The following is a 21,733-nucleotide window of genomic DNA, read 5'->3' as shown; positions in this document are numbered from 1 at the left end:
ATATGAACATAGGCAGCAGAATTGCTCAATTGAGAGATGACAGACACTGGACACAAGAGCAAACCGCAGCAAAGCTAGGCATTTCACGCGCTGCTTTATCTCATTATGAGAAAAATCGCCGGGAACCGGATTCCGAGACATTGAAAAAATTTGCCGATCTATACCAAGTATCCGTTGATTTTCTGGTTGGACGCACCCTTCATCCGCAAACGGTACTTAGTGACGATGTCCGCAATTTTGCCGAGCATTTGGAATTATCCGATGATGAAATATTGGAGAAGTTTAATTTGAGTATTGATGGGCGTAAGTTGACAGTGGAAGAAACGAAACGGTTTATTGCTTTTGTACGAGCGGAGAGAATGATGAATTAGACTATTTATTTGGATGGTGAATTCACTAGCGGCGGCCATTTCTCTGGAGGAATTCCCATTTGCCTAAGTATATCCTTTACATCTAGTTCAATACGGCCTGAATTTTTCTCTGCCATCTTCGTATCCGACTCCTGCCTTATGTATAGTTTGAACAATACTGTTATTATACCCAATACCTTACTGGGAATTTGTCGTAAGGTGGGAGCACGATTGTTCTTTTTTTGTTGTTTTTTTGTCGAATTACGTAGATTTAAGGTAAATATTTTTTGTTTTTTGAAATACTTTTCATTTTTCCTAAATTAGTGAACAGTGCTTGTACGAAAAAGCAAATATTAAAACCTGCCCGCATAAGCAAATGCTTATAAAGATGCAGCATAAAAATAATAAAAAACGGCCCTCAGTTAAGTTTTATTTCTCGACAAATAATCGTTCGAACAAATATAAAAGTAATAATGTCTGTTATGTTGTGACGCCATTAGCCCATCTGAACTTCTATACCGTTCAGGTGGGTTCTTATTTTATAAAGCTATACCGATTAACCATTAATTTAACGGGCACCATAGTTTAATCATAAAATTGAAAGAACGACTGGACAAGCACATCCAACTGACAAAGTGGTGGGTCATCTCGTTGCTTCCTTAGACGGATTACGTTCAGCCGCTGCCATCAGGCTCTCCGCTCCTTCTTCAGCCCATCGTTCATCTTAATATTAATTTATGTAATCATAACTGAAAGAGTGTTAGATTTTGTGCTATAACACTACCCTAGCATAAGCCCAAATTTTTGGAAATAGTTTCTAGTCTAGCCGATTGCAGGTTATTAGTCTATACCTAAAAAAACCGACTCACGTACACTGAACAATCTTTACAGGGAGGTGTCGTGATTGAGTTGTTCCGATATAAAAAAACGGTGTAAAAATAAAACCATAGTGGTGTGCCATCCAAAAGGAAAAAAAAAGAAACGTCGTCATCGCGTAATTAAAAAGCTTGTTTGTAAAAATTGTCCCCCGCCTGAAGGACGGCAATTACTTCAAGGACTTGCGGGAGCGATTGCAGAAGCTGGACCTCAAGGACTTGCAGGAGCACTTGGACCCCAAGGATTAGCCGGGCTCGTGGGAGCAATTGGCGCACTTGGACCCGAAGGAATTGCAGGAGCACTTGGACCCCAAGGAGCAGCAGGAATTGTAGGAGCGATTGGCGCACTTGGACCTCAAGGACTCGCAGGAGCACTTGGATCCCAAGGAGCAGCAGGAATTTTAGGAGCGATTGGCGCACTTGGACCCCAAGGACTCGCAGGTGCACTTGGACCCCAAGGACTGGCAGGACTGGCAGGAGCAATTGGCGCAGCTGGACTGGCAGGACCTGCTGGTCCTGCTGGAGCAGTAGGTCCAGCGGGTCCAGCAGGAGCAGTGGGCCCAGCGGGACCTGGAGGGCCAGCAGGTGGAGTATTAGGCTTTGCAGATTTTTTCGCCTTGATGCCACCTAATAATGCAGCAACTGTTGCTCCCAACACGGATGTAAGTTTTCCGCAAGATGGTCCAATTAGTGGGACTGCAATTACCCGTATAAATGCGAGCTCATTTAACTTGTCTGCAATTGGCACATATCAGGTTTTGTTTCAGGTTAATGTAAACGAAGCGGGTCAACTGATTTTAACACTAAATGGCGCTGATCTGGCCTATACGGTGGTCGGGCGTGCAACAGGAACTACTCAAATAGTAGGAATGGCACTTGTGCAAACAACGGTGATTAATTCAGTACTCACAGTTCGAAATCCTGCTGGCAATTCCACGGCACTCACAATCACTCCATTAGCTGGAGGAACAAGGCCAGATTCCGCACATCTTGTTATTATGCAGATCGCATAGAGGGGAAAATATAATATTTTTCGATAACATGCCAAATATCAAATAGAGGCCGCCCTCTTGTTTAATGTGTGCATGATTAAGCTAATGGAGAACCATAGTGCAATGAATACTGTAAAGACAATCACACTGCCTTATTCAGAGGTTAGTGATTGTCTTTTCAGTGTTCTAACGCCTTCTTGAAGCCTCGACCAGACTCGCTCATATCCGCGTTCCATATTTACCCATTCCGAGTATTCGTTGTTGCTTTATTTTTCGCCTCATGCTTCTTGTAGCCCAGATATGTGTCCATCTCCGCTTCTAGCATCTCTTGAATGGCCTCTGCAAACAGCTCTTTAAGCGCATTTTGCGCATCCTGTGCTGTCACCTATTTGTTCCCCTTAAAAAGAGGCAAAAAAAAGCATCCTCAATGAAAATGAGAATGCTTGTTAAAGATATAATGTGATACTTCATTTGTAGCTTTTAGTGGCGATAGGGATTAACCACATACACAACAGTTAAGTTTACATATCGGAGAGCCGTTTTTCATTTATCTATTGGCAACATGGATCAGCCGCCTGTACGGGCAAGCTCTTTCATGCTGGCTTCAAATGCTGACAGCAGCGCTGCATCTTCCTTCAAACCGGAATCTTCAGCTTTGCGGATGTACTCCAGCATTTTCTTGTAATCTTTCGGAATGACTTTTACGAATTTCTCAAGCGATAGATCCCAGTCATTCAATACACGGCCGCCAATGGCGCTATCCGTATAGGAAACATGGCGTTCAATCAAGCCGCGTAATTCAGCCATATCCGCTTCTTCTTCAAGACGCTCCAGCAATACCATTTCGATATTGCAATGCTTGTAGAAGTCACCTTGCTCATCATAGATGTAAGCAACACCGCCGGACATCCCAGCTGCAAAGTTACGGCCAGTCTGACCAAGAATGACGACTCTGCCGCCCGTCATATATTCACAGCCATGGTCGCCTACGCCTTCAACAACAACGCTCACTCCGCTGTTGCGAACCGCGAAACGCTCCCCAGCAATACCACGAATATAAGCTTCGCCGCTTGTTGCTCCGTATAGTGCCGTGTTGCCGATAATGACATTTTCCTCAGCGGCAAAGGTTGCTTTCGATGAAGGAGCAACAATGACCTTGCCTCCGGAAAGTCCTTTACCAACATAGTCATTCGAATCGCCTTCCAGCGATAGCGTAATGCCTTGAGGAACGAAAGCGCCAAAGCTTTGGCCTGCTGAACCAACGAAGTGGAAGGAAATCGTATCCTCTGGCAAGCCCTTCGCGCCATAACGACGAGTCACTTCACTGCCAAGCACTGTTCCAACAACACGATTCGTATTCAAAATTGGGAATGTACCGCGTACTTGCTCCCCATTTTCCAAAGCGGCTTTCGCAGCTGGCACCAGCTCCTGAACATCAAGCGACAAATCCAAACCGTGGTTTTGCTCTTGTGCACAGTAACGAATAGCATCCTGAGATACTTCCGGTTGATACAACAGCGGCGTCAGGTCAAGACCTTTCGCTTTGTAATGCTCAGCCAGATGCTTCGCTTCAAGAATATCTACGCGTCCAACCATTTCCTGAATCGTCCGGAAACCAAGCTCAGCCATTATTTCGCGCAGCTCTTCACCAACGAAACGCAAGTAGTTGACTACATGGCTCGGATCGCCCATAAATTTCGCGCGCAGCTCTGGATTTTGCGTGGCTACGCCGACCGGACACGTATCCAGCTGGCAAACACGCATCATTACGCAGCCAAGTACAACAAGCGGTGCTGTCGAGAAGCCATACTCTTCAGCGCCGAGCAAAACAGCGATCGCAACATCGCGTCCGTTCATCATTTTGCCATCTGTTTCAAGCGTAACGCGATCACGCAAATTGTTGATCATCAGCGTCTGGTGCGTCTCAGCCAAACCAAGCTCCCACGGCAGTCCGGCATGACGAATCGAGTTCATCGGAGATGCGCCCGTTCCTCCATCATAACCGCTGACCATAATAATGTCGGCACGGCCTTTGGCAACACCTGCTGCAATCGTACCAACGCCAACCTCGGATACGAGTTTTACGTTAATGCGCGCGCGCGGGTTAGCATTTTTCAAGTCATGAACAAGCTCAGCCAAATCCTCGATGGAATAAATATCATGATGAGGCGGCGGCGAAATCAAGCCTACGCCCGGTGTGGAGCCCCGAACCTCAGCAACCCAAGGGTATACTTTACGTCCTGGCAGCTGTCCGCCTTCTCCTGGCTTCGCGCCTTGCGCCATCTTGATTTGAATTTCATCCGCATTGACCAAATAATTGCTCGTTACGCCGAAACGTCCCGATGCCACCTGCTTGATTGCACTGCGGCGGGAATCGCCGTTCTCATCTGGAATGAAACGCGCTGGGTCCTCGCCGCCTTCTCCCGTATTCGAACGTCCGCCAAGGCGGTTCATCGCAATCGCTAGGCTTTCGTGCGCTTCCTTGCTGATCGAGCCGAAGGACATAGCACCGGTCTTGAAGCGTTTCATAATCGATTCCAGCGGTTCAACCTCTTCGATTGGAATCGCCGTTCTGCCATCCTTGAACCTTAGCAATGAACGAAGCATCATATGCTTCTTGTCCTCGCCTTGAACAAGATTGGAGAATTTTTTGTAAAGCTTATAATCGTTGGAGCGAGCCGCCATTTGCAGAGTGTGGATCGTCTGCGGACTAAACAGATGGTCCTCGCCGTCTTTACGCCATTGGTATTCGCCGCCAGACTCAAGCTCCGTTACACGGCCTTCTTGGTCAGCGTAAGCCAAGTTGTGATATTTAAGCGTTTCTTCTGCAATTACATCAAGTCCAATACCGCCGATACGCGAAGGTGTCCAAGTGAAATATTCATTTATGAGTTCCTCTTTCAAGCCAAGCGCCTCGAAGATTTGAGCGCCACGGTACGACTGAATCGTGGAAATACCCATTTTGGACAATACTTTCGTAACGCCTTTAGTAGCAGCTTTAATGAAGTTTTTGACCGCTTTCTCATGCGAAATATTTCTCAGCAAGCCTTGGCGAATCATATCATCAAGCGTCTCAAATGCCAAATACGGGTTAACCGCACTCACGCCGTAGCCGAGCAGCAGCGCAAAGTGATGAACCTCGCGCGGATCGCCGGATTCAAGCAAAATTGCTACTTTAGTCCGCGTACCTTGACGAATCAAATGGTGATGCAATGCGGATACGGCAAGCAATGCCGGAATCGCTGCATTTTCCTTATCGATACCGCGGTCGGATAAAATAAGAATGTTATGCCCTTTGTCGATAACGCGGTCTGCTGCTTCGCACATTTGCTTCAGTGCTGCGCGCAGTCCCTCTTCCCCTTCACTTGCCGTGAAGAAGATCGGCAGCGTAATCGACTTGAAGCCCGGACGGCGAACATGGCGAAGCTTCGCAAACTGTTCATTGGAAAGGAGCGGTGTCTCCAGCTTAATGTGGCGCGCACTTTCCGGCTCCGGATTCAATAGATTGCGCTCAGGTCCGATTGTCGTACCTACTGCAGTAATGATCTCCTCACGAATCGAATCGATTGGCGGGTTCGTTACTTGCGCAAACAGCTGTTTGAAATAGTTGTACAAACGCTGAGGACGATCCGACAATACAGCAAGCGGAGCGTCATAGCCCATTGAAGCAATCGGCTCCATGCCGCTGCTTGCCATAGGCTCAAGCACTTTGCGCAAATCTTCAAACGTATAACCGAAAGATTGCTGGCGCTGCTGTACCGTCGCATGATCAAGCTCAGGCAATTCAGGCGCATCCGGCAAATCTTCAAGATCAATCAAATGCTCGTTCAGCCACTCGCGATACGGGTGCTCTGTCGCAATTTGCTTCTTCACTTCCTCATCGGAAATGATTCTGCCTTCCTTCGTATCGATCAGCAGCATCATGCCTGGACGCAGACGGTCTTTGTATAAAATGTCCTCTGGCGGAATGACAACGGTACCCGCCTCGGAGCCTAAAATAATATGGTCATCCTTCGTCACGTAATAACGAGCTGGACGCAAACCGTTGCGGTCCAGGAAAGCGCCGATCTGCACGCCATCTGTAAAGGCCATTGCAGCTGGTCCATCCCAAGGCTCCATTAATGTGCTGTGGTATTCGTAGAAAGCTTTCTTGTCATCATCCATGCCTTCGTGGTTGGACCATGGTTCAGGAACCATCATCATTGCCGCATGCGGCAATGAACGCCCCGACAAGTATAGGAATTCCAGCGTATTGTCAAACATCGCTGTATCCGAGCCATCAGGATTAATAATCGGTTTAATTTTGTCCATATCGCTGCCGAACAATTCCGTCTCGAACAGCGTTTGGCGCGCATGCATCCAGTTCACATTGCCGCGGAGCGTATTAATCTCACCGTTGTGAATTAAATAATGGAACGGATGGGCACGTTCCCAGCTTGGGAAAGTGTTCGTACTGAAACGGGAGTGGACAAGTGCCATCGCTGTAACGACGGACTCATCATTAAGCTCCACATAGAAGGAGCCAACCTGTTCAGTCGTAAGCATGCCTTTGTAGACGATTTTCTTCGTGGACAAGCTCGGGAAATAGAACATTTCTCCGCCTTCTTTGCCCGAGAAGCGAATGGCGATTTCCGCCCGTTTGCGAATGACATACAGCTTGCGCTCGAATGCCAAGACGTCCTTCAAGCTTTCGTTCTTGCCAATAAATACTTGGCGGACAAAAGGCTTAACCGACTTAGCAGATTGACCGAGCTTTGCATCATTCGTCGGCACGGTACGCCAAGCGATGAGCGACTGGCCTTCTTCACGAATAATAGTTTCAAGATCGTTCTCCAGCGAACGGCGAACGTTCTCATCCTGCGGCAGAAACACCATACCTACGGCATATTCGCCTTCGCTTGGCAGCTCCACTTCCATACGCTTCAGCTCATTTGCAAAAAACGCATGTGGAATTTGAAGCATAATGCCTGCTCCATCTCCCGTATTTGGTTCGCTGCCTTGACCGCCGCGATGCTCCATATTCTCCAGCAACGTCAGCGCCTGGCGAATAATCTTGTGCGACTTTCTTCCTTTGATGTTCGCCACGAATCCCATGCCGCATGCATCTTTCTCAAATTGAGGATCATACAGACCTTGTTTCGGCGGTAATCCAAAAATTTTCTCTTTCATTGTGTGCAACCTTTCTATCAGAAGATTTTTGGGGCGTGCATAACGGAACCAAGCCGATCGCTGTGAGAACAAGCAGTAATGCTTCATCAAACAGGCTTGTTGCTTGATAGCAAAGCGGTTAGCAGAGCCAAACCGCCAGCTTATCACTTTGCATAATTACTCAAACGACTGTATCCGGCAGCGCGCCGAATAGGTTTACACAAACTTTTTAGCTGCACTCGCAGGGAAACGTTCGTGTTATGTTGAATAAAATTAAGCAGCGCTGCGGGGATCGTTTGAGGTTGACCATATTCCGGGCTGTATTCCGCCACTTGCGATTATTACAGTATTTTAACATCAGGCCAAAACGGAATCAATTTAATATTTTCATAATTGGGAGCAGAACGGCAATGTTCGTGTTCTTACTGCAAACTTTATACACAATTATGCAAATGAATGAAAACCCGCTGCTACTATTTTATCAAAAGGAAGTGTCTATGTTGTCTGGAAAGTGGAGGAAAGTGTCGTTTCTATTTATAATTATCGGTTTATTGGTGGCTTCACCTGGCTGGAAAACAGCTGCCGCTGCAGAAGAAGCTGCGGCTGCAACCTATCAAATTGTTGCGCTTGGAGATTCACTTACGGCCGGCTATGAGTATGGCTTTGATGCAAAATCTGTGCCCTATGGCTATGTGGAGCATGTATATGAGCAGGCCTTGTTCCAGGGGCTTCGCGCGGAATATGTCAATTATGGCCTGCTTGGGCTGACGTCAACAGGCTTTAGCCACTTACTTGGAGCGGTTAAAGATGGCAAAAGCGTCTCTGTGAGCGATGTGCAGCCTAGCCTGAAAGATCCGCGTGCCACTAGCATTATTGGCGATACTGCAAAAATCGGAGGCAGCATCCGCGGTGCCGATCTGATCGTCATGACGATTGGCGGCAATGATCTGCTTGGTGTAGCTGCACAAATCACTTCCACAACGACAGATGAGGAGAAGGCACAGCTGCTGCAAGCCTCATTGACTCAATATGAAACGGGACTGACTGCAGGACTGCAGGCGGTAACGTCACTCGCGCCAAAAGCAAAACTCGTGATCGCCGATCAATATATGCCGATTCCGGCAACGATTACGGTTGGCAGCCTAAGCTTTCCTCTGCCTCCAGATGCAGCACGCCTGCGCGAATTTGAATTACAGGCGCTGAGCCAGCTAAACGAAAAGCTAAAAACGATTGTTGCCGCTATAAAAGCGGAAGGCATCGATATTTCCATCACTGAGGTCAGCAAGCCTTTTGTCGGCAAGGAGCTGGAATATACGTCAATCTCCAACAGCGATGTCCACCCGACTCGCCTTGGGTACGCTGCTATGGGTCACACTTATTCTACCACAATATGGAATAAATATTTGAATGTTCGCACTCGCCCAGCGAATGTGCCCGTTTCGGTAGTTGTGCGCGGCAAGGAACTGCCCGCTGCATCCCCTGCCACGATGAAGAGCAATCGCACCTTCGTACCGATGCGCGACATTACAAATGCCATTGGAGCGAAGCTTGACTGGAACAAAACGACCCAAACGGCAACCGTTTCCTACAATAAACATACGGTAGCGTTTACGATTGGATCGTCAACTATACTCGTCGATGGCGTGAAGAAAAAACTGAACAGTCCTGCCGCTTATTTGCAAAAGAACGGCAAAGAGCAAAAAACCTATTTGCCGCTAGCGGTCCTCTCCGAGGAACTTGGCTTGCAGGTTACCTACCGCAGTACACTTCAAGCTGCCTTCATCAACTAGCTTCAAGCTGGGAAAGCAAGAAGGCGCAAGACTACTCATAAATGAAACAAATGGCAGCCGTCCTAAGTGAACGACTGCCATTTGTTTTATCCGATTGGCGCAGCCCAATCCAGAGGCTCCATCAACGGCTACTTGTATTGCTTTCCAAGCTGCTCAAGCAAAGCAAGCCCCTGCTCGGACCAGCGCTTTAACCGGTCAAGCGTAGCCACTTCGGCTGCCAAAGCCGCATGCAGCGATTCGCGGTAATCCGGCACATGGCCGCTAAAGGTCTGCAGCTGGCGCAGCGGAATCATCGTCTTCTCTGTATAGGCCAGCGCCGGCCGCTCATGAAATAGCGGTACATCCGGCTCATACGGATGGTGCAGGTCCCCTTGCTGTGGATGCTTAAGGACAGCCAGCACCTTGAACAAGGCACGGGGCCCATGCAATTCCATTACTTCTCCTACATATAGTCCCGATCTTACTTCCGCTTTTACAATGGCTCCGACTTCAAACGCGCTCCTTGCTTCTTCCATTAAGCATGCCTCCTACTTGAATGCCCATTATAAGTGTAATACTTATAACTGCTTATATTTTAAATGAAACGATCCTAATGAATAATCTGCTTCCGGTTAATGCCATTCTAATCATAAAGGACAATAGCGCCGGCAGGCAAGCTCTGAACCTCGCTGCTTGCGACAGGTTGCTGCTTCAGCATATTGAGCAAGCTACTAATGAACGCAACAGGTGTGGCCGCTTGCATTTTAATAACCTGGAATGACTTGTGTTCCCAACCTTGGCGACGTATTATGGAATTAGAAAAGTAGGTGACATTATGCGTAAGAAAAGAGTGCTGCTGCTCTCCGAGGGCTTCGGCTCGGGACATACGCAAGCCGCATATGCTTTAGCGGCGGGATTGCGCCAAATTAACCCCGAGATTCAAACCCGCGTTATCGAGCTGGGCAAATTTCTTAATCCGGTTGTCGGGCCATGGATTATGTCTGCTTATCGCAAAACCGTAAGCAAACAGCCAAAAATGGTCGGCCTGATGTATCGCAGCAATTACAAGAAATCGCTTAACCGATTTACGCAGCTTGCTCTTCATCGCATGTTCTATACACAAACGTCGCAGGTTATTTCCCAGTTGAAGCCGGATCTTATCGTTTGTACGCATCCTGTTCCCAATGCAGTCGTAGGCAGGCTAAAGCGTCTTGGACTACATATTCCGCTTTACACGCTTATTACCGATTACGATGCTCATGGCGCATGGGTCAATCCGGAAGTCAGCAAATACCTGGTATCTACCCCGCTTGTGAGAAACAAGCTGATGGAGCGCGGCGTAATACCCATGAAGATAGAAGTGACCGGCATTCCGGTACACCCGAACTTCTGGACAACCTACGATAAGCAGGAGCTGCTGCAAAAGTTCAACTTAAAGCCTATGCCTACCGTGCTTATAATGGGTGGCGGGTGGGGATTAATGTATGAAGACAATCTCCTTGAATATATGACCAAGTGGCGCGACAACATACAGTTGATATTCTGCGTAGGCAGCAATGAGAAGGTAAGGGAAAAAATGCTTTCGAGCACGAAGTTTCAGCATCCGAACATTCAAGTGCTCGGGTTTACGAACGAGATCAGCAAGCTGATGGACATTGCCGATCTGCTCGTGACGAAGCCTGGCGGGATGACCTGTACCGAAGGCATGAGCAAAGGAATGCCGATGCTCTTCTATGAACCGATTCCGGGACAGGAAGAAGAAAACTGCGAATATTTTATCCGCAATGGCTTTGGTGAAATGCTTGATTCTGCTGCAATGGTAGATAAGTGGTTTGCCATGATTCAGGAACCGTATACCTCAGGCCAATTCCGAGAAAGCTTGCTAACGAAGCGCAACCAACAATACGACCCGAAGAGCTGCCCGAATGCCGTCCTGCGTTTAATGCAGTGACGGCGTTTTTGTCAGACTCATCGGCCAATCGATAAGGAGTGGAAAGCGAATGAAGGAACGCAGCATGGACGGTAAAACGATTATTTTACGGGTGGAAATCGATATTCAGCAAGCACAGTTCGGCAAGGCCGCGACGGCTATTGAGACTGCTGGCGGCGATATTATAGCGATTGACGTCATTCATACCGATAAAACAACGACCGTACGGGACTTGACCGTAAAGATGACCGAAGCAGGCACAGCCGATCGTATTTCCTCGGCTCTTGGCACGCTGCCCGGCATCCGCCTTCAGCACATTTCCGATCGCACCTTTCTGCTCCACCTTGGTGGCAAAATTACGGTTCAGCCAAAAACGCCGATTCAGAACCGCGACGATCTCTCGCGCGTTTATACGCCAGATGTCGCAAGAGTATGCCAAGCGATTGAACAGGATCCCTCCAAAGCATTTACATTAACGATTAAACGCAACACCGTCGCTGTCGTCTCTGATGGCAGTGCCGTACTCGGGCTTGGCAATATCGGGCCATATGCGGCAATGCCTGTCATGGAGGGCAAGGCAATGCTGTTCAAGCAATTCGCAGACGTTGATGCGTTTCCCATTTGCCTCGATACCCAAGATACGGAACAGATTATTCAAGCCGTCAAACAATTAGCGCCGGGCTTCGGCGGTATTAATCTAGAAGATATTTCCGCTCCGCGCTGCTTTGAGATCGAACGCCGATTGCGTGAAGAGCTTGATATCCCTGTGTTTCACGATGATCAGCACGGTACAGCCGTCGTCCTGTTCGCCGCTATGCTGAATGCGCTCAAGCTGACGGGCCGAAACATTTCTAATACCCGCTTCGTTATATGTGGTATTGGTGCAGCAGGTACGGCTTGCACCAAGATGCTGCTTGCCGGCGGCGCAAAACATATTATTGGAGTCGACCGTGAAGGGATTTTAACCGCAGACCTCCATTATGACAATGGCATGTGGCAGTGGTACGCCGAACATACAAATACCGAGAAGAAGGCGGGCCATTTGTCCGAGGCGCTTGCTGGTGCAGATGTATTTATTGGCGTATCGGCGGGCGGGATTTTGACCAGAGCGCATATTGAATCGATGAATGCAGAGCCGATCGTATTTGCTATGGCGAATCCCGAGCCTGAAATTCGTCCAGAGCTGGTCGAGGATATCGTTGCTGTGTTTGCAACAGGGCGATCCGACTATCCGAATCAAATTAACAACGTTCTGTGCTTTCCGGGCATTTTCCGCGGGGCACTCGATAGCCGTGCAACTACTGTAAATGAAGAAATGAAGCTGGCTGCCGCCGAAGCGATTGCTTCTGTCATTAGCGATGACGAGCTCAGCCCGATGTATATTATCCCTAGCGTTTTCAATGCCAAAGTCGTAGAAGAGGTGCGAAAACGCGTCATCCATGCTGCTATCGAAAGCGGTGTAGCTCGCAGACATCCGCGCGAATAGCCTCACAGAAAGGAAGAAATGCTACATGTCTACAGCATCCTTGCAGCGCCGGGAAGCGATTCCCGAGCTGCAGATGGTTCGTGCAATGGCCATATTAGGTGTATTATCGGTCCACTCGACCTCCTACGCTACGCTGAAAATGGTCAATTCCGGCTACTATTTCTTATATAACTTTTTTAATATTTTTATGAAATTCGGCACGCCGACCTTTATTTTTCTAAGCAGCTTTGTGCTATTTTACAATTATTATACGAGGCCGCTGGACGCCAAGCTGATTGGCTCCTTTTATAAACGCAGAGCGCTTTATATCATTATTCCTTATTTGGTTTTTTCCGTTATTTATTTCACCCTGCTGCATTACAACTACTATCCAAACAGGCCGCTTGATCAAACGCTAAGCAGCTTCTGGGACAAGGTGTTGACGGGCAACGCCTATACGCATTTGTATTTTGTGTTTATCAGCATCCAGTTTTATTTGCTTCTTCCGTTGTTTCTATGGCTGTTGAAGAAGTTTCCAGCACTAGTCAAATGGGCGATACCGGCCGGCTTTGCCATTCAATGGGCCTTCGTTCTCATTAATAAATACGCGCTGACGACGCCGATACCGAATAAGGGCAGCTACTCGCTATCCTACTTCTCCTACTATTTGATGGGGGCAGCAATCGGTATCTATTTTCCGAAAATCAAGCATTGGATCATTATAAACAAACAAAATGCGAGCAAAACGCGAGTTGCGGCATGGCTTGCATTATGGTGCCTATGGCTTGCCGCTGGGTTATGGCATGTAAGCATTTGGTATGATACGAGACTTAAAATCGAGAGCTACCACTCGCTGCTGTATGAATTTTTATGGAATATGCATACTTTCTTCTCGGCGCTCGTGCTGCTGCAGCTTGGCTTTCTGCTGTACCGCAAGGCAGCGCCTTGGCTAGTTTCGCTGCTTTCTAAGCTTGGCGCTTTATCGTTCGGCATTTACTTGGTTCACCCGTTCATCCTGTTCTACTACCGCGAATATCCACCTGTGACAGGCAATTCCTTGCTGCTGCACAGCTGGTATGTGGGCGGCTATGCAGCTGCGCTCGTCGGCTCTTGGATTATCGTTTCATTAGCCGCACGGTTTTTGCCTTTCTCCTGGGTGCTGTTCGGCAATTTGCCCAAACCAGGGAAACGGCGGCAAACGCCAATCGCGCCGCAGAAAGACTTTACAGCTTAACCTCAGGCTTGCTCAATGAGCAGCCTCCAGCATCATTGTCGCTTAGCGATGAATGCTGGAGGCTGTCTTTTTTTATAGCAGATGTTTCAAAATTGGTGGTTGTCCCTTGCCCGGCCTACAGCGCGCTGCCTCCATACAAGAATCGATATTCCCAATGGGTGCCTGCTATGCTGCTTATCGTTACGCCGCCAGCCTCATTGGAATATGTATGCAAAATTTTGCCGTCCCCTAAATAAATCCCGTCATGCGTAATCGTTGCTGATGCTTTGTTCGTGCCTGCATAAGCAGAAGCTTTACTTCCCTTATAAGACATGAAAAACATAAGATCGCCACGCTTAAGCTGACGCCAGTCCGACACCGCTTTCCCTCGCTGCGTAATATACTCCCCTTGTCCCCTCGAATCAGCTGGCAGCTTAATGCCTACCCCATCCAGAAAAGCTTGCCTTACAAAATCCGAGCAATCAAATGTGGATGTCGTGCTGCGGCTTGAGCCATATTCATAAGGTGTACCTAAATATTTAAGCCCCGCCGCAATGACGCTTTCCACAGAACCGGTCGATGGTGCTGAGCTGCCTGAACCGCTGCCACTGCCGCCACTTCCACTGCCGCCTGATGAAACGTTTCCTGAGACGCTAATATATTGGGATTGCGAGCTGACAAAGCCAGCTTGTCCAGAAGAATCTTTAATTTCATACCAACTGCCGTTTGGCTGGGATACAATCGCTACCTGCTCACCAGCCTGCAAAAACCGGATACGGCTAGCCGACAGAGAAGCGCCCGTCCGAAAGGCTACCGACTTTTGAATCGTACCTGTTGCCGTGTTTGGCTTCGCTACGGATGATACTGAAAAATAGGAAGGCGAAGCATAGCCTGTCCGTCCAGAAGAATCCTGCAGCTTATACCAATACGCATTGGAAGCATCCAGAATCGTTACCTGTTCTCCTTTTTTAAGCATGCGAATAACGGGAGCCGATGCCGCTGGTGCGCTGCGGAAGTTCACGCCTGCATCTACGGTTGCGCTCTGAGCAGCCATCACTGTGGGAATTGAAGCCGAGACAGAACCCAGCAATAGGGATGCAGTGAAAGCGGCGGTGATCATCCTTTTTTTCATGGTGTGTTTCAAGCTGTACGCCTCCTTGGTTGTTTGAAAATAAATAAATGGTGCTTCAACCATTGTAGGGTCGCCATCTTGCCGCCAGCATCAACCTTTTATCCTATTTGCCAATTTGCCAAATTGGTAAATTGGAAGCATTAAAAATTCGCATTAAAAAACGAAGAGGCCTTCGCATTTGCGAATGGCCCCTTCATATAAAGCGCTGCAGCTACTGCTGTTACTCACTTTATTGCTTTTTTAACCCAAGTCAGAAAACAAGACTTTAGTCGCGATAATCAACCGAGACTAAAGGACTAGTTAAATTGGTTTATTTTACCTTGGGAACAATTACATCCCTTTTATTCGACATCTCACTCGACATTTGGCTCGCGTTGCGCAGGCTCCAGCTCATGAGGCTCCACATGGACATGCACACTCATAATATTATGCTTGCGCTCCATGCGATGCTCAATATTATCACAAATGATATGGCTTTCGATTAGCGTGAGCTCTGGATCCACCTGTACAATGACGTCAACCAGCACGTTGCTGCCATGAACGCGGGCTTTAATATCCTTAATGGATTTCACCCCTTTCGTACGTTCAATCGTCGCTCTAAGCGTCGTCAGCTCCTTCTCATCGAAGCCGTCCGTCAGCGCATGGGTCGAGCTGTAGAAAATTTCCCAAGCCGTCTTGCAAATGATAAGACCGACCGCAATTGCCGCTACTGGATCAAGCCAAGGCAGGCCGAACTGCGCGCCGATAATGCCAATCGCTGCTCCCGTACTGACTAGCGCATCGGATAAATTATCTTTTGACGCCGCCATCAGCGCCTGATTGTTGATCCGCTTGGCCAGCCGCCGATTGTAATAATAGACGCTCAGCATGACGACCGCAGAAAATAAAGCGATCCACGCCGAGCTAAGCGCTGGAGCAGCCTCCGCATCTGACCAAAGTGCTCCGACCGCTGTAATCAGTACTTGAATGCCGACCGTTGCCATAATAAAGGACGCAATCAGCGCGGCAATCGTCTCTGCCCGAAAATGTCCATACGGATGATCTTTATCCGGCGGCTTCTGTGAAATTCGCAAACCGATAAGTACCGCAAGCGATGCCACGATATCCGTTAAATTGTTAAAGCCATCCGCAACGAGCGCTCCAGAAGCAAAATAATAGCCGCCTCCAAGCTTTAGTGCGGTAAGCGTCAAATAGGTGGCAATGCTAAGCCAAGCACCCTTCTCGCCCTGCTTAATTTTTTCATACTGATCCAAAGCGTCCTTACCTCATTTCCTAATGATCTCCAAGTAAAGGTATCATACCCGACTAAACCAGAGTGGGTCTAGAGAAACAGTGTTGACCTTATGCGTACTTTTATGCAGCAGGGCAACACTTTACCTTGAAAATCGCATAACGGCAAGGGCTGAGGCGGATCGCTTTAAAACGCTATTTCAGAAAAAAAATTTCGCGAAACGGTTTTATCGGCTCGGCTTGCTCCAAATGAAATGATCCTTGAACCATTTTGGACGTAAGGGCATTCCAGCGGTTGCAAGCATCGCTTTTTGCAATATAGGCGAAGGCCGCTGCCACATCATCGCACTCAAAGCAATAGAAAAACTGCGTGCCATTTTGAAAAATAGAATAGTTGGAGATGCCGGCACTGCGATGCTCTTCCATAATTTCCGGCCACGGATCAAGATGCATCCGGACATATTCCTCCAAGCATTCCTCCTTCACCTGCCAGCTCCAGGCATATTTATTGCTGAGTGCCATGATGCTTCCTCCTTTTTAACCCGGCCCTGTTTTAGTAGACTTCCTTCCACTCTGCAATGTTTGCAGCATCAAATTTGAATGGATCGCCGAGCATAATTTGCGTGCCGCCGACGTCAACGATCACTTCTTTATCACCGAGGCGTCCTGCTGTAAACTTGTCACCTACCTCGCCTTTAATGGTGCCATTCACCAGCGCGTCAGCCGCATAGCCGGACAAGTAGCCCACATCAAGCGGATTCCACAAGTACATCCATTCACTCACGCCGCTTTCAATATATTCCGCCATTTCGCTTGGTAGGCCCAGGCCCGTCAAATGAACTTTGCCCGTCAGTCCTTTATCGGTAAGCACTTTGCCTGCAGCAGCAATCCCTACTGTCGTTGGCGCAATGATTCCTTTCAGGTCTGGATATGATTTGAGCAGCGCCTCTGTTTCCGATACGCTTTTGTCCCGCAGATCGTCGCCATAAGCGACCTTCACTAGCTCGATGTCTTTATATTTCGGGTCCTCCAGCTCTTTCTTCATCCATTCGATCCATGTGTTCTGGTTCGTCGCCTGCGAAGTTGCACTGAGAACTGCAATTTGCCCTTTACCGCCGATCATATCGGAAATGGCCTGTATCTGCACACGCCCAATACGCTCAGGGTCTGCTTGGTTAATGTGCACCATCCGGCTTTCCCCATTAACTGCGGAATCAAGCGACAGCACCTTGATGCCTTGATCCATCGCTTTTTTCAGTGCAGGCTGCAAGGCGTCGGGATCATTGCCGACGATGGCGATAGACGCAACCTTTTGCGAAATGAGCTCCTCGATCATTTGAATTTGCGCTTCAGCAGTCGGCTGATCCGGCGCCTTCAAAATCGCCTCATGCCCCAGCTCCTCAATCGCCTGCTTAAAGCCTTCCATTTCTTTCTCGCCATACGGGTTGCCCGTATTTTTAAAGATGATGGCAAATTTCTTCTTGCCGCCGCTCGCACCGGTATCGCCGCTGGACTCCCCTGCTGGCTTGCTTCCCGAAGTGCTGCATGCGGCTAAAACCGTTAACACCATGATTACTGTCAAAAATGTCGCTAAAACCTTTTTCATCTGTATTGCCTCCCTTTTATCATTTGTATATAAAAAGCTGCATCTTTCCCGGATGAGCCGGGCAGGCTGCCGCAAACGAAACGCTTTTCTCTCTCTGCTGCCCGCTTCTGTTAAAAATGCAGCCGTTTACCGTGCATTGCGCTTAGCGGCTTGGCTTCTTTGCAGGAGAAGACAGCTTAAGCTTCGGCAGCATAACCGCTACGATGAGCAGCAGACCGAGAATAATAAGCAGCATTTGCGCAGGCACATTGACAAGCCCAAGGCCGTAGCGCAGGAAGCCGATCAGGAACACGGCCAAAATCGCGCCAATCATCCGCCCTTTGCCGCCCGCTGTGCTGATGCCGCCAAGAACAACCATCGCAATAACATCCAGCTCATAGCCTGTCGCTACATTCGGTCTCGTGCTGCCCATGCGCGAGGTGAGAAACAGCGCCGTAACTGCCGCCATCAAGCCCGCCAAGGTGAAGACGATAATTTTCATCCGATCGACTCGAATACCCGAGAAGCGGCTCGCTGTCAAATTGTTGCCCATCGCGTAGATGCGCCGCCCGAAGGTCGTGCGATGCAGCAGCACGATGAACGCCGCCGCGAATACAGCGAACACAATGAGAATAAAGGGAACCTGACCAACGTAGCCCCAGCCAAGAAAGCTGAACCACTCTGGAAACTTGCCTGCCGCTTGATCCTCCAGCAAAATATAAGCGATGCCGCGATAAATAATCATCGTTGCCAGCGTCACGATGACCGAGGAAAGCTCCTTGAACTTGACGATTAACAGGCCGTTAATGAAGCCGCATACGACGCCGACGCCGAGGCAAATCAGCATTGCCAGCGGCATGGGAACGCCCGAGTTATATAAGTCCGCCATGATGACGGAGGATAACGCAACAATCGACGCTACAGAAATATCAATGTCCCCAAGAATGATGATGAGCACCATCGGCAGAACGATAAACGCTTTATCAAGAAACGTCATCGTCGCATCCCGCAGGCTGTCAAAGCTCCAATAATACTCGGACAAATTCATATTCATAATGTTTACGGCAATAAATATCAGCACCAGCATCCATTCCCATTGCATAAAAAAGCGCTTCCATGAAAAGGCCCGGCTGCCCGAAATGACTCGTGTTTCCATCGTTAAATGTTCCTCCTCATGAGGTTATTGCGGTCAACGCCCCGTTTAACGAGCGCATTCGTAATAACGGCGATCAATATAATCGAGCCTTGAATGCCCGTCTGCCAAAAAGGCGATACATTAATAAGCGGCAGCGCATTATTAAGAATGCCGAGCAAGATCGAGCCAAGGATAACACCGGAAACTTTGCCCGAGCCGCCCGCAATGCTCACGCCGCCGAGTACACAGGCCGCAATTACGCTTAGCTCATATCCCATAGCTGTGTCGCCTTGCGCAGAAGCGAACTTGGATACCCATAGCACACCGGCTAGACCAGATAAACCGCCCATAATCGAATAAACGAGCCATAAAATGCGATCATTGCGGATGCCGCTGATTTTCGCCGATTCCGGATTGCTGCCCACCGCGTAAATCTGCCTGCCGGTACGGGTGTGATTGATGAAATAATAAAATACGATGTAAATGACGACCGCAATGACGATCAGCGTATTGATGCCAAAAATCGAGCCTGTTGCAATCGCTTTGAAGCTGACCGGCATTTGATGGGCGCTTACCCATTTGCCGCCGCTGGCCATAAAGGTCAGTCCGCGGAACACGTTCATCATGCCGAGTGTGGCGATAATCGGGAGAATGCCCATTTTTGCAATGAGAAACCCCAGTACGACGCCGCACACTAGCCCGACAGCCGTTCCAAGCACAATTGCAAGCAGCGGATTGACCTCCGGGAACGCATTTACCGTCAGGGCAGCAATCATGCCCGACAGCGCAAGCGTCGCTCCAATCGACAGGTCAATGCCTCTCGTAATGATGACGAGCATCATGCCCGCCGCCAAAATGCTCAAAATCGCCGTATTCGTAATCATGTCGTTCATATTTTCCAGCGTTAGAAAGCTTGGATTGCGCAGCTGCACGATAAGTGACAGCACAATAATAAACCCCAGCAATCCCAGCTCGCGAAACTTCGCGACCACAGCGCTCAGCGACTGCTTCTCTGCTGGCTTGTTTACTAACCCCTTGGCAGCCATTTTTGTCTCGGCCATTGCCGTCCCACCCTTTTCGTTCATAATGGAATATTCCCCGTTCAAAAATAACGCTTGCGAATCGTCCCGTCTTAGCAGCAGACTGTGCTTGCATTAGCTCACCACCGCTACGCTAGCACAACACCCGGGCTGCGACTTTCCATCGCCGCCTGCAAAATATTTTCCTGCGTCACCTCATCCTTGCCGAGCATCGCCGTCATTCGGCCTTCGCGCATAACGGCGACCCGGTCGCACATCCCGATGATTTCCGGCATTTCCGAGGAAATCATAATGATGCCGTAGCCTTGCCCCGCCAAGGTGCTAATAATTTCATAAATGGCTGATTTCGCCCCAACATCTACACCTTTCGTCGGCTCGTCGAGTATGAGAATATCAAGATCAGCCGTCAGCAGCTTGGCAAATACAACCTTCTGCTGGTTGCCGCCAGATAGCGAGCTGACCAGATTGTAAATGCTTGGCGCCTTGACGTTCATTTTTTGCGCCAGCCTGACTGCTTCCGCCTCTTCCTTCCCCGTATCAAGCGAGCCTTTGCTGACGAAGCGATCCAATGCGGGCAGCGTGATATTGCGTGAAATTTCCCAGTCCAGCACCAGCCCCTGCTTCTGCCGATCCTCCGGCAAGTAGCCAATGCCAAGCTTCATCGCCTGCTGCGGATTATCTACTCGCACCGGCTCGCCCTTCACGAACACATTCCCTTTGTCATACGCTTCAATGCCGAACAGGCTTTGAAATACCTCTGTGCGTCCTGCGCCTACAAGTCCGGTAAAGCCTAATATTTCTCCGCGCCGCAGCGAAAAAGAAATATCCGCAAAATAGCCTGTTCTGCCCAGTCCCTCTGCACGGAGCACTTCCTCCCCCAGCTTTGCCTCCGTCTTCGGAAACAGCTGGGTAATTTCCCGGCCTACCATGGCGACGATTAAATCTTTATTGTCAATTTCATCGACCTGCCAGCTGCCGATATATTTGCCATCGCGGAACACCGTCACCTTGCTCGCCAGGCGATACATATCCTCGAAGCGATGGGAGATGAAAATAATCGAAGCTCCCCGATCGCGAAGCCGCTCCGTAATTCGGTACAGCTCCTCGCTCTCCCGCTTCGTGAGCGCCGCTGTCGGCTCATCCATAATGATGATTTTCGCATCGGCGGATAGCGCTTTCGCAATTTCGACGATTTGCTGCTCCGCTACGCTGAGCGACCCCATCAGTGTACGCGGGCTGAATTTTGCGCCAAGGTCATCCAGCAGCTTTTGCGCTTCCTTGTGCATCTCGCTCCAGCGGATGCGACGCGTGCCTTTTTGCACCTTTTCATGCCCCATAAAAATATTTTCCGTCACGCTAAGATCCGGATAACAGGTGACATGCTGGTAAATCGCAGCGATGCCGAGGCGCTTCGCGTCATTCGGGTTTTGAAACTTCACCTTCTGCCCATTCACGTACATCTCGCCTTCATCGGGCGCGTGCACGCCAGTAATGATTTTAATGAAGGTCGATTTGCCTGCTCCATTTTCACCCATTAGCGCATGAATTTCGCCGGGTCCCAACTGGAACAAAACATCGCTTAGCGCCTTAACGCCAGGGAAGATTTTTGTAATCGCTTTCAATTCTAAAACATATGGCTCCATCGGCTTGCTCCTATTCATCAGCTTATTTAAAGCAAACATGAAATAGCTTTTTGTGACGCTTTAGATGTTTATTTACTTTCTTTTGTGATTATTCATGTTCGTTGATTTATCATTTCGACATGTTGTGCGCGATTCCTTTTTTTGAAATCGGTTTTTTCGGAAAAAATTTTTGAGTTCGCTAGACCGAAATTGGGTAAATATGAGAGGATATAAGGATGAGATTGCG

Annotated in this window: 15 protein-coding genes and 1 pseudogene; 6 read left to right on the top strand and 10 right to left on the bottom strand. The window is 48.8% G+C overall.

Annotated elements, in window-relative coordinates:
- The first annotated feature begins 2 nt into the window (after nucleotides 1-2).
- Complete coding sequence (locus AC50Y5_RS07375; RefSeq protein WP_046228883.1) at nucleotides 3-371, top strand: helix-turn-helix domain-containing protein; 369 nt, start codon at nucleotides 3-5, stop codon at nucleotides 369-371.
- Nucleotides 372-1,482: 1,111 nt separating this feature from the next.
- Complete coding sequence (locus AC50Y5_RS07370; RefSeq protein ID WP_235533124.1) at nucleotides 1,483-2,238, top strand: collagen-like protein; 756 nt, start codon at nucleotides 1,483-1,485, stop codon at nucleotides 2,236-2,238.
- Nucleotides 2,239-2,458: 220 nt separating this feature from the next.
- Here the strand turns inward: AC50Y5_RS07370 and AC50Y5_RS07365 are convergent.
- Nucleotides 2,459-2,602: pseudogene (locus AC50Y5_RS07365) on the bottom strand (transposase); the annotation flags it as partial.
- A 182-nt stretch (nucleotides 2,603-2,784) separates the two neighbouring features.
- A complete protein-coding gene (gene gltB, locus AC50Y5_RS07360) occupies nucleotides 2,785-7,386 on the bottom strand; it encodes a glutamate synthase large subunit (RefSeq protein ID WP_494859485.1) in 4,602 nt (1,533 codons plus the stop codon).
- Between the two features lie 389 nt (nucleotides 7,387-7,775).
- Here gltB and AC50Y5_RS07355 point away from each other — a divergent pair, with 389 nt between their 5' ends.
- On the top strand, nucleotides 7,776-9,155 hold the full coding sequence (locus AC50Y5_RS07355) for an SGNH/GDSL hydrolase family protein (RefSeq protein ID WP_056034167.1): 1,380 nt from the start codon (nucleotides 7,776-7,778) through the stop codon (nucleotides 9,153-9,155).
- A 128-nt stretch (nucleotides 9,156-9,283) separates the two neighbouring features.
- Here AC50Y5_RS07355 and kapB read toward each other — a convergent pair whose 3' ends face one another.
- The gene (kapB, locus tag AC50Y5_RS07350; protein WP_056034168.1) at nucleotides 9,284-9,670 is read right to left on the bottom strand and encodes a kinase-associated lipoprotein KapB; all 387 of its coding nucleotides are present in this window, start codon (nucleotides 9,668-9,670) and stop codon (nucleotides 9,284-9,286) included.
- A 299-nt stretch (nucleotides 9,671-9,969) separates the two neighbouring features.
- On the opposite strand from kapB, the gene AC50Y5_RS07345 reads away from it, so the two are divergent.
- The 3 genes from AC50Y5_RS07345 to AC50Y5_RS07335 are packed head-to-tail and all read left to right on the top strand — an operon-like array spanning nucleotide 9,970 to nucleotide 13,763.
- Entirely contained in the window at nucleotides 9,970-11,085 is a 1,116-nt protein-coding gene (locus AC50Y5_RS07345; RefSeq protein ID WP_056034172.1) for an MGDG synthase family glycosyltransferase, read from the top strand.
- Nucleotides 11,086-11,134: 49 nt separating this feature from the next.
- Nucleotides 11,135-12,550: an NAD-dependent malic enzyme gene (locus AC50Y5_RS07340; RefSeq protein ID WP_494859482.1), complete on the top strand. Its 1,416-nt coding sequence runs from the start codon at nucleotides 11,135-11,137 to the stop codon at nucleotides 12,548-12,550.
- 25 nt (nucleotides 12,551-12,575) lie between these two features.
- Nucleotides 12,576-13,763 carry an acyltransferase gene (locus tag AC50Y5_RS07335; RefSeq protein ID WP_056034177.1) on the top strand — a complete coding sequence of 396 codons (1,188 nt, stop codon included), beginning with the start codon at nucleotides 12,576-12,578 and terminating at the stop codon, nucleotides 13,761-13,763.
- A 115-nt stretch (nucleotides 13,764-13,878) separates the two neighbouring features.
- Here AC50Y5_RS07335 and AC50Y5_RS07330 read toward each other — a convergent pair whose 3' ends face one another.
- From AC50Y5_RS07330 to AC50Y5_RS07300, 7 genes are all read right to left on the bottom strand, one after another.
- On the bottom strand, nucleotides 13,879-14,886 hold the full coding sequence (locus AC50Y5_RS07330; protein ID WP_235533125.1) for a C40 family peptidase: 1,008 nt from the start codon (nucleotides 14,884-14,886) through the stop codon (nucleotides 13,879-13,881).
- Between the two features lie 341 nt (nucleotides 14,887-15,227).
- Nucleotides 15,228-16,127 carry a cation diffusion facilitator family transporter gene (locus AC50Y5_RS07325; RefSeq protein ID WP_056034179.1) on the bottom strand — a complete coding sequence of 300 codons (900 nt, stop codon included), beginning with the start codon at nucleotides 16,125-16,127 and terminating at the stop codon, nucleotides 15,228-15,230.
- A gap of 172 nt (nucleotides 16,128-16,299) precedes the next feature.
- Nucleotides 16,300-16,626 carry an L-rhamnose mutarotase gene (locus tag AC50Y5_RS07320; protein ID WP_494859479.1) on the bottom strand — a complete coding sequence of 109 codons (327 nt, stop codon included), beginning with the start codon at nucleotides 16,624-16,626 and terminating at the stop codon, nucleotides 16,300-16,302.
- A gap of 31 nt (nucleotides 16,627-16,657) precedes the next feature.
- Entirely contained in the window at nucleotides 16,658-17,710 is a 1,053-nt protein-coding gene (rhaS, locus tag AC50Y5_RS07315; protein WP_056034186.1) for a rhamnose ABC transporter substrate-binding protein, read from the bottom strand.
- A 142-nt stretch (nucleotides 17,711-17,852) separates the two neighbouring features.
- Nucleotides 17,853-18,845: an ABC transporter permease gene (locus tag AC50Y5_RS07310; protein WP_494859477.1), complete on the bottom strand. Its 993-nt coding sequence runs from the start codon at nucleotides 18,843-18,845 to the stop codon at nucleotides 17,853-17,855.
- Nucleotides 18,846-18,847: 2 nt separating this feature from the next.
- Nucleotides 18,848-19,909: an ABC transporter permease gene (locus AC50Y5_RS07305; protein ID WP_172455362.1), complete on the bottom strand. Its 1,062-nt coding sequence runs from the start codon at nucleotides 19,907-19,909 to the stop codon at nucleotides 18,848-18,850.
- 83 nt (nucleotides 19,910-19,992) lie between these two features.
- The gene (locus tag AC50Y5_RS07300) at nucleotides 19,993-21,507 is read right to left on the bottom strand and encodes a sugar ABC transporter ATP-binding protein (protein WP_494859476.1); all 1,515 of its coding nucleotides are present in this window, start codon (nucleotides 21,505-21,507) and stop codon (nucleotides 19,993-19,995) included.
- Nucleotides 21,508-21,733 lie beyond the last annotated feature (226 nt).

The sequence above is a fragment of the Paenibacillus sp. JT22N7 genome (genome assembly GCF_059383875.1).
This window is presented reverse-complemented; position numbering and strand designations above follow the sequence as displayed.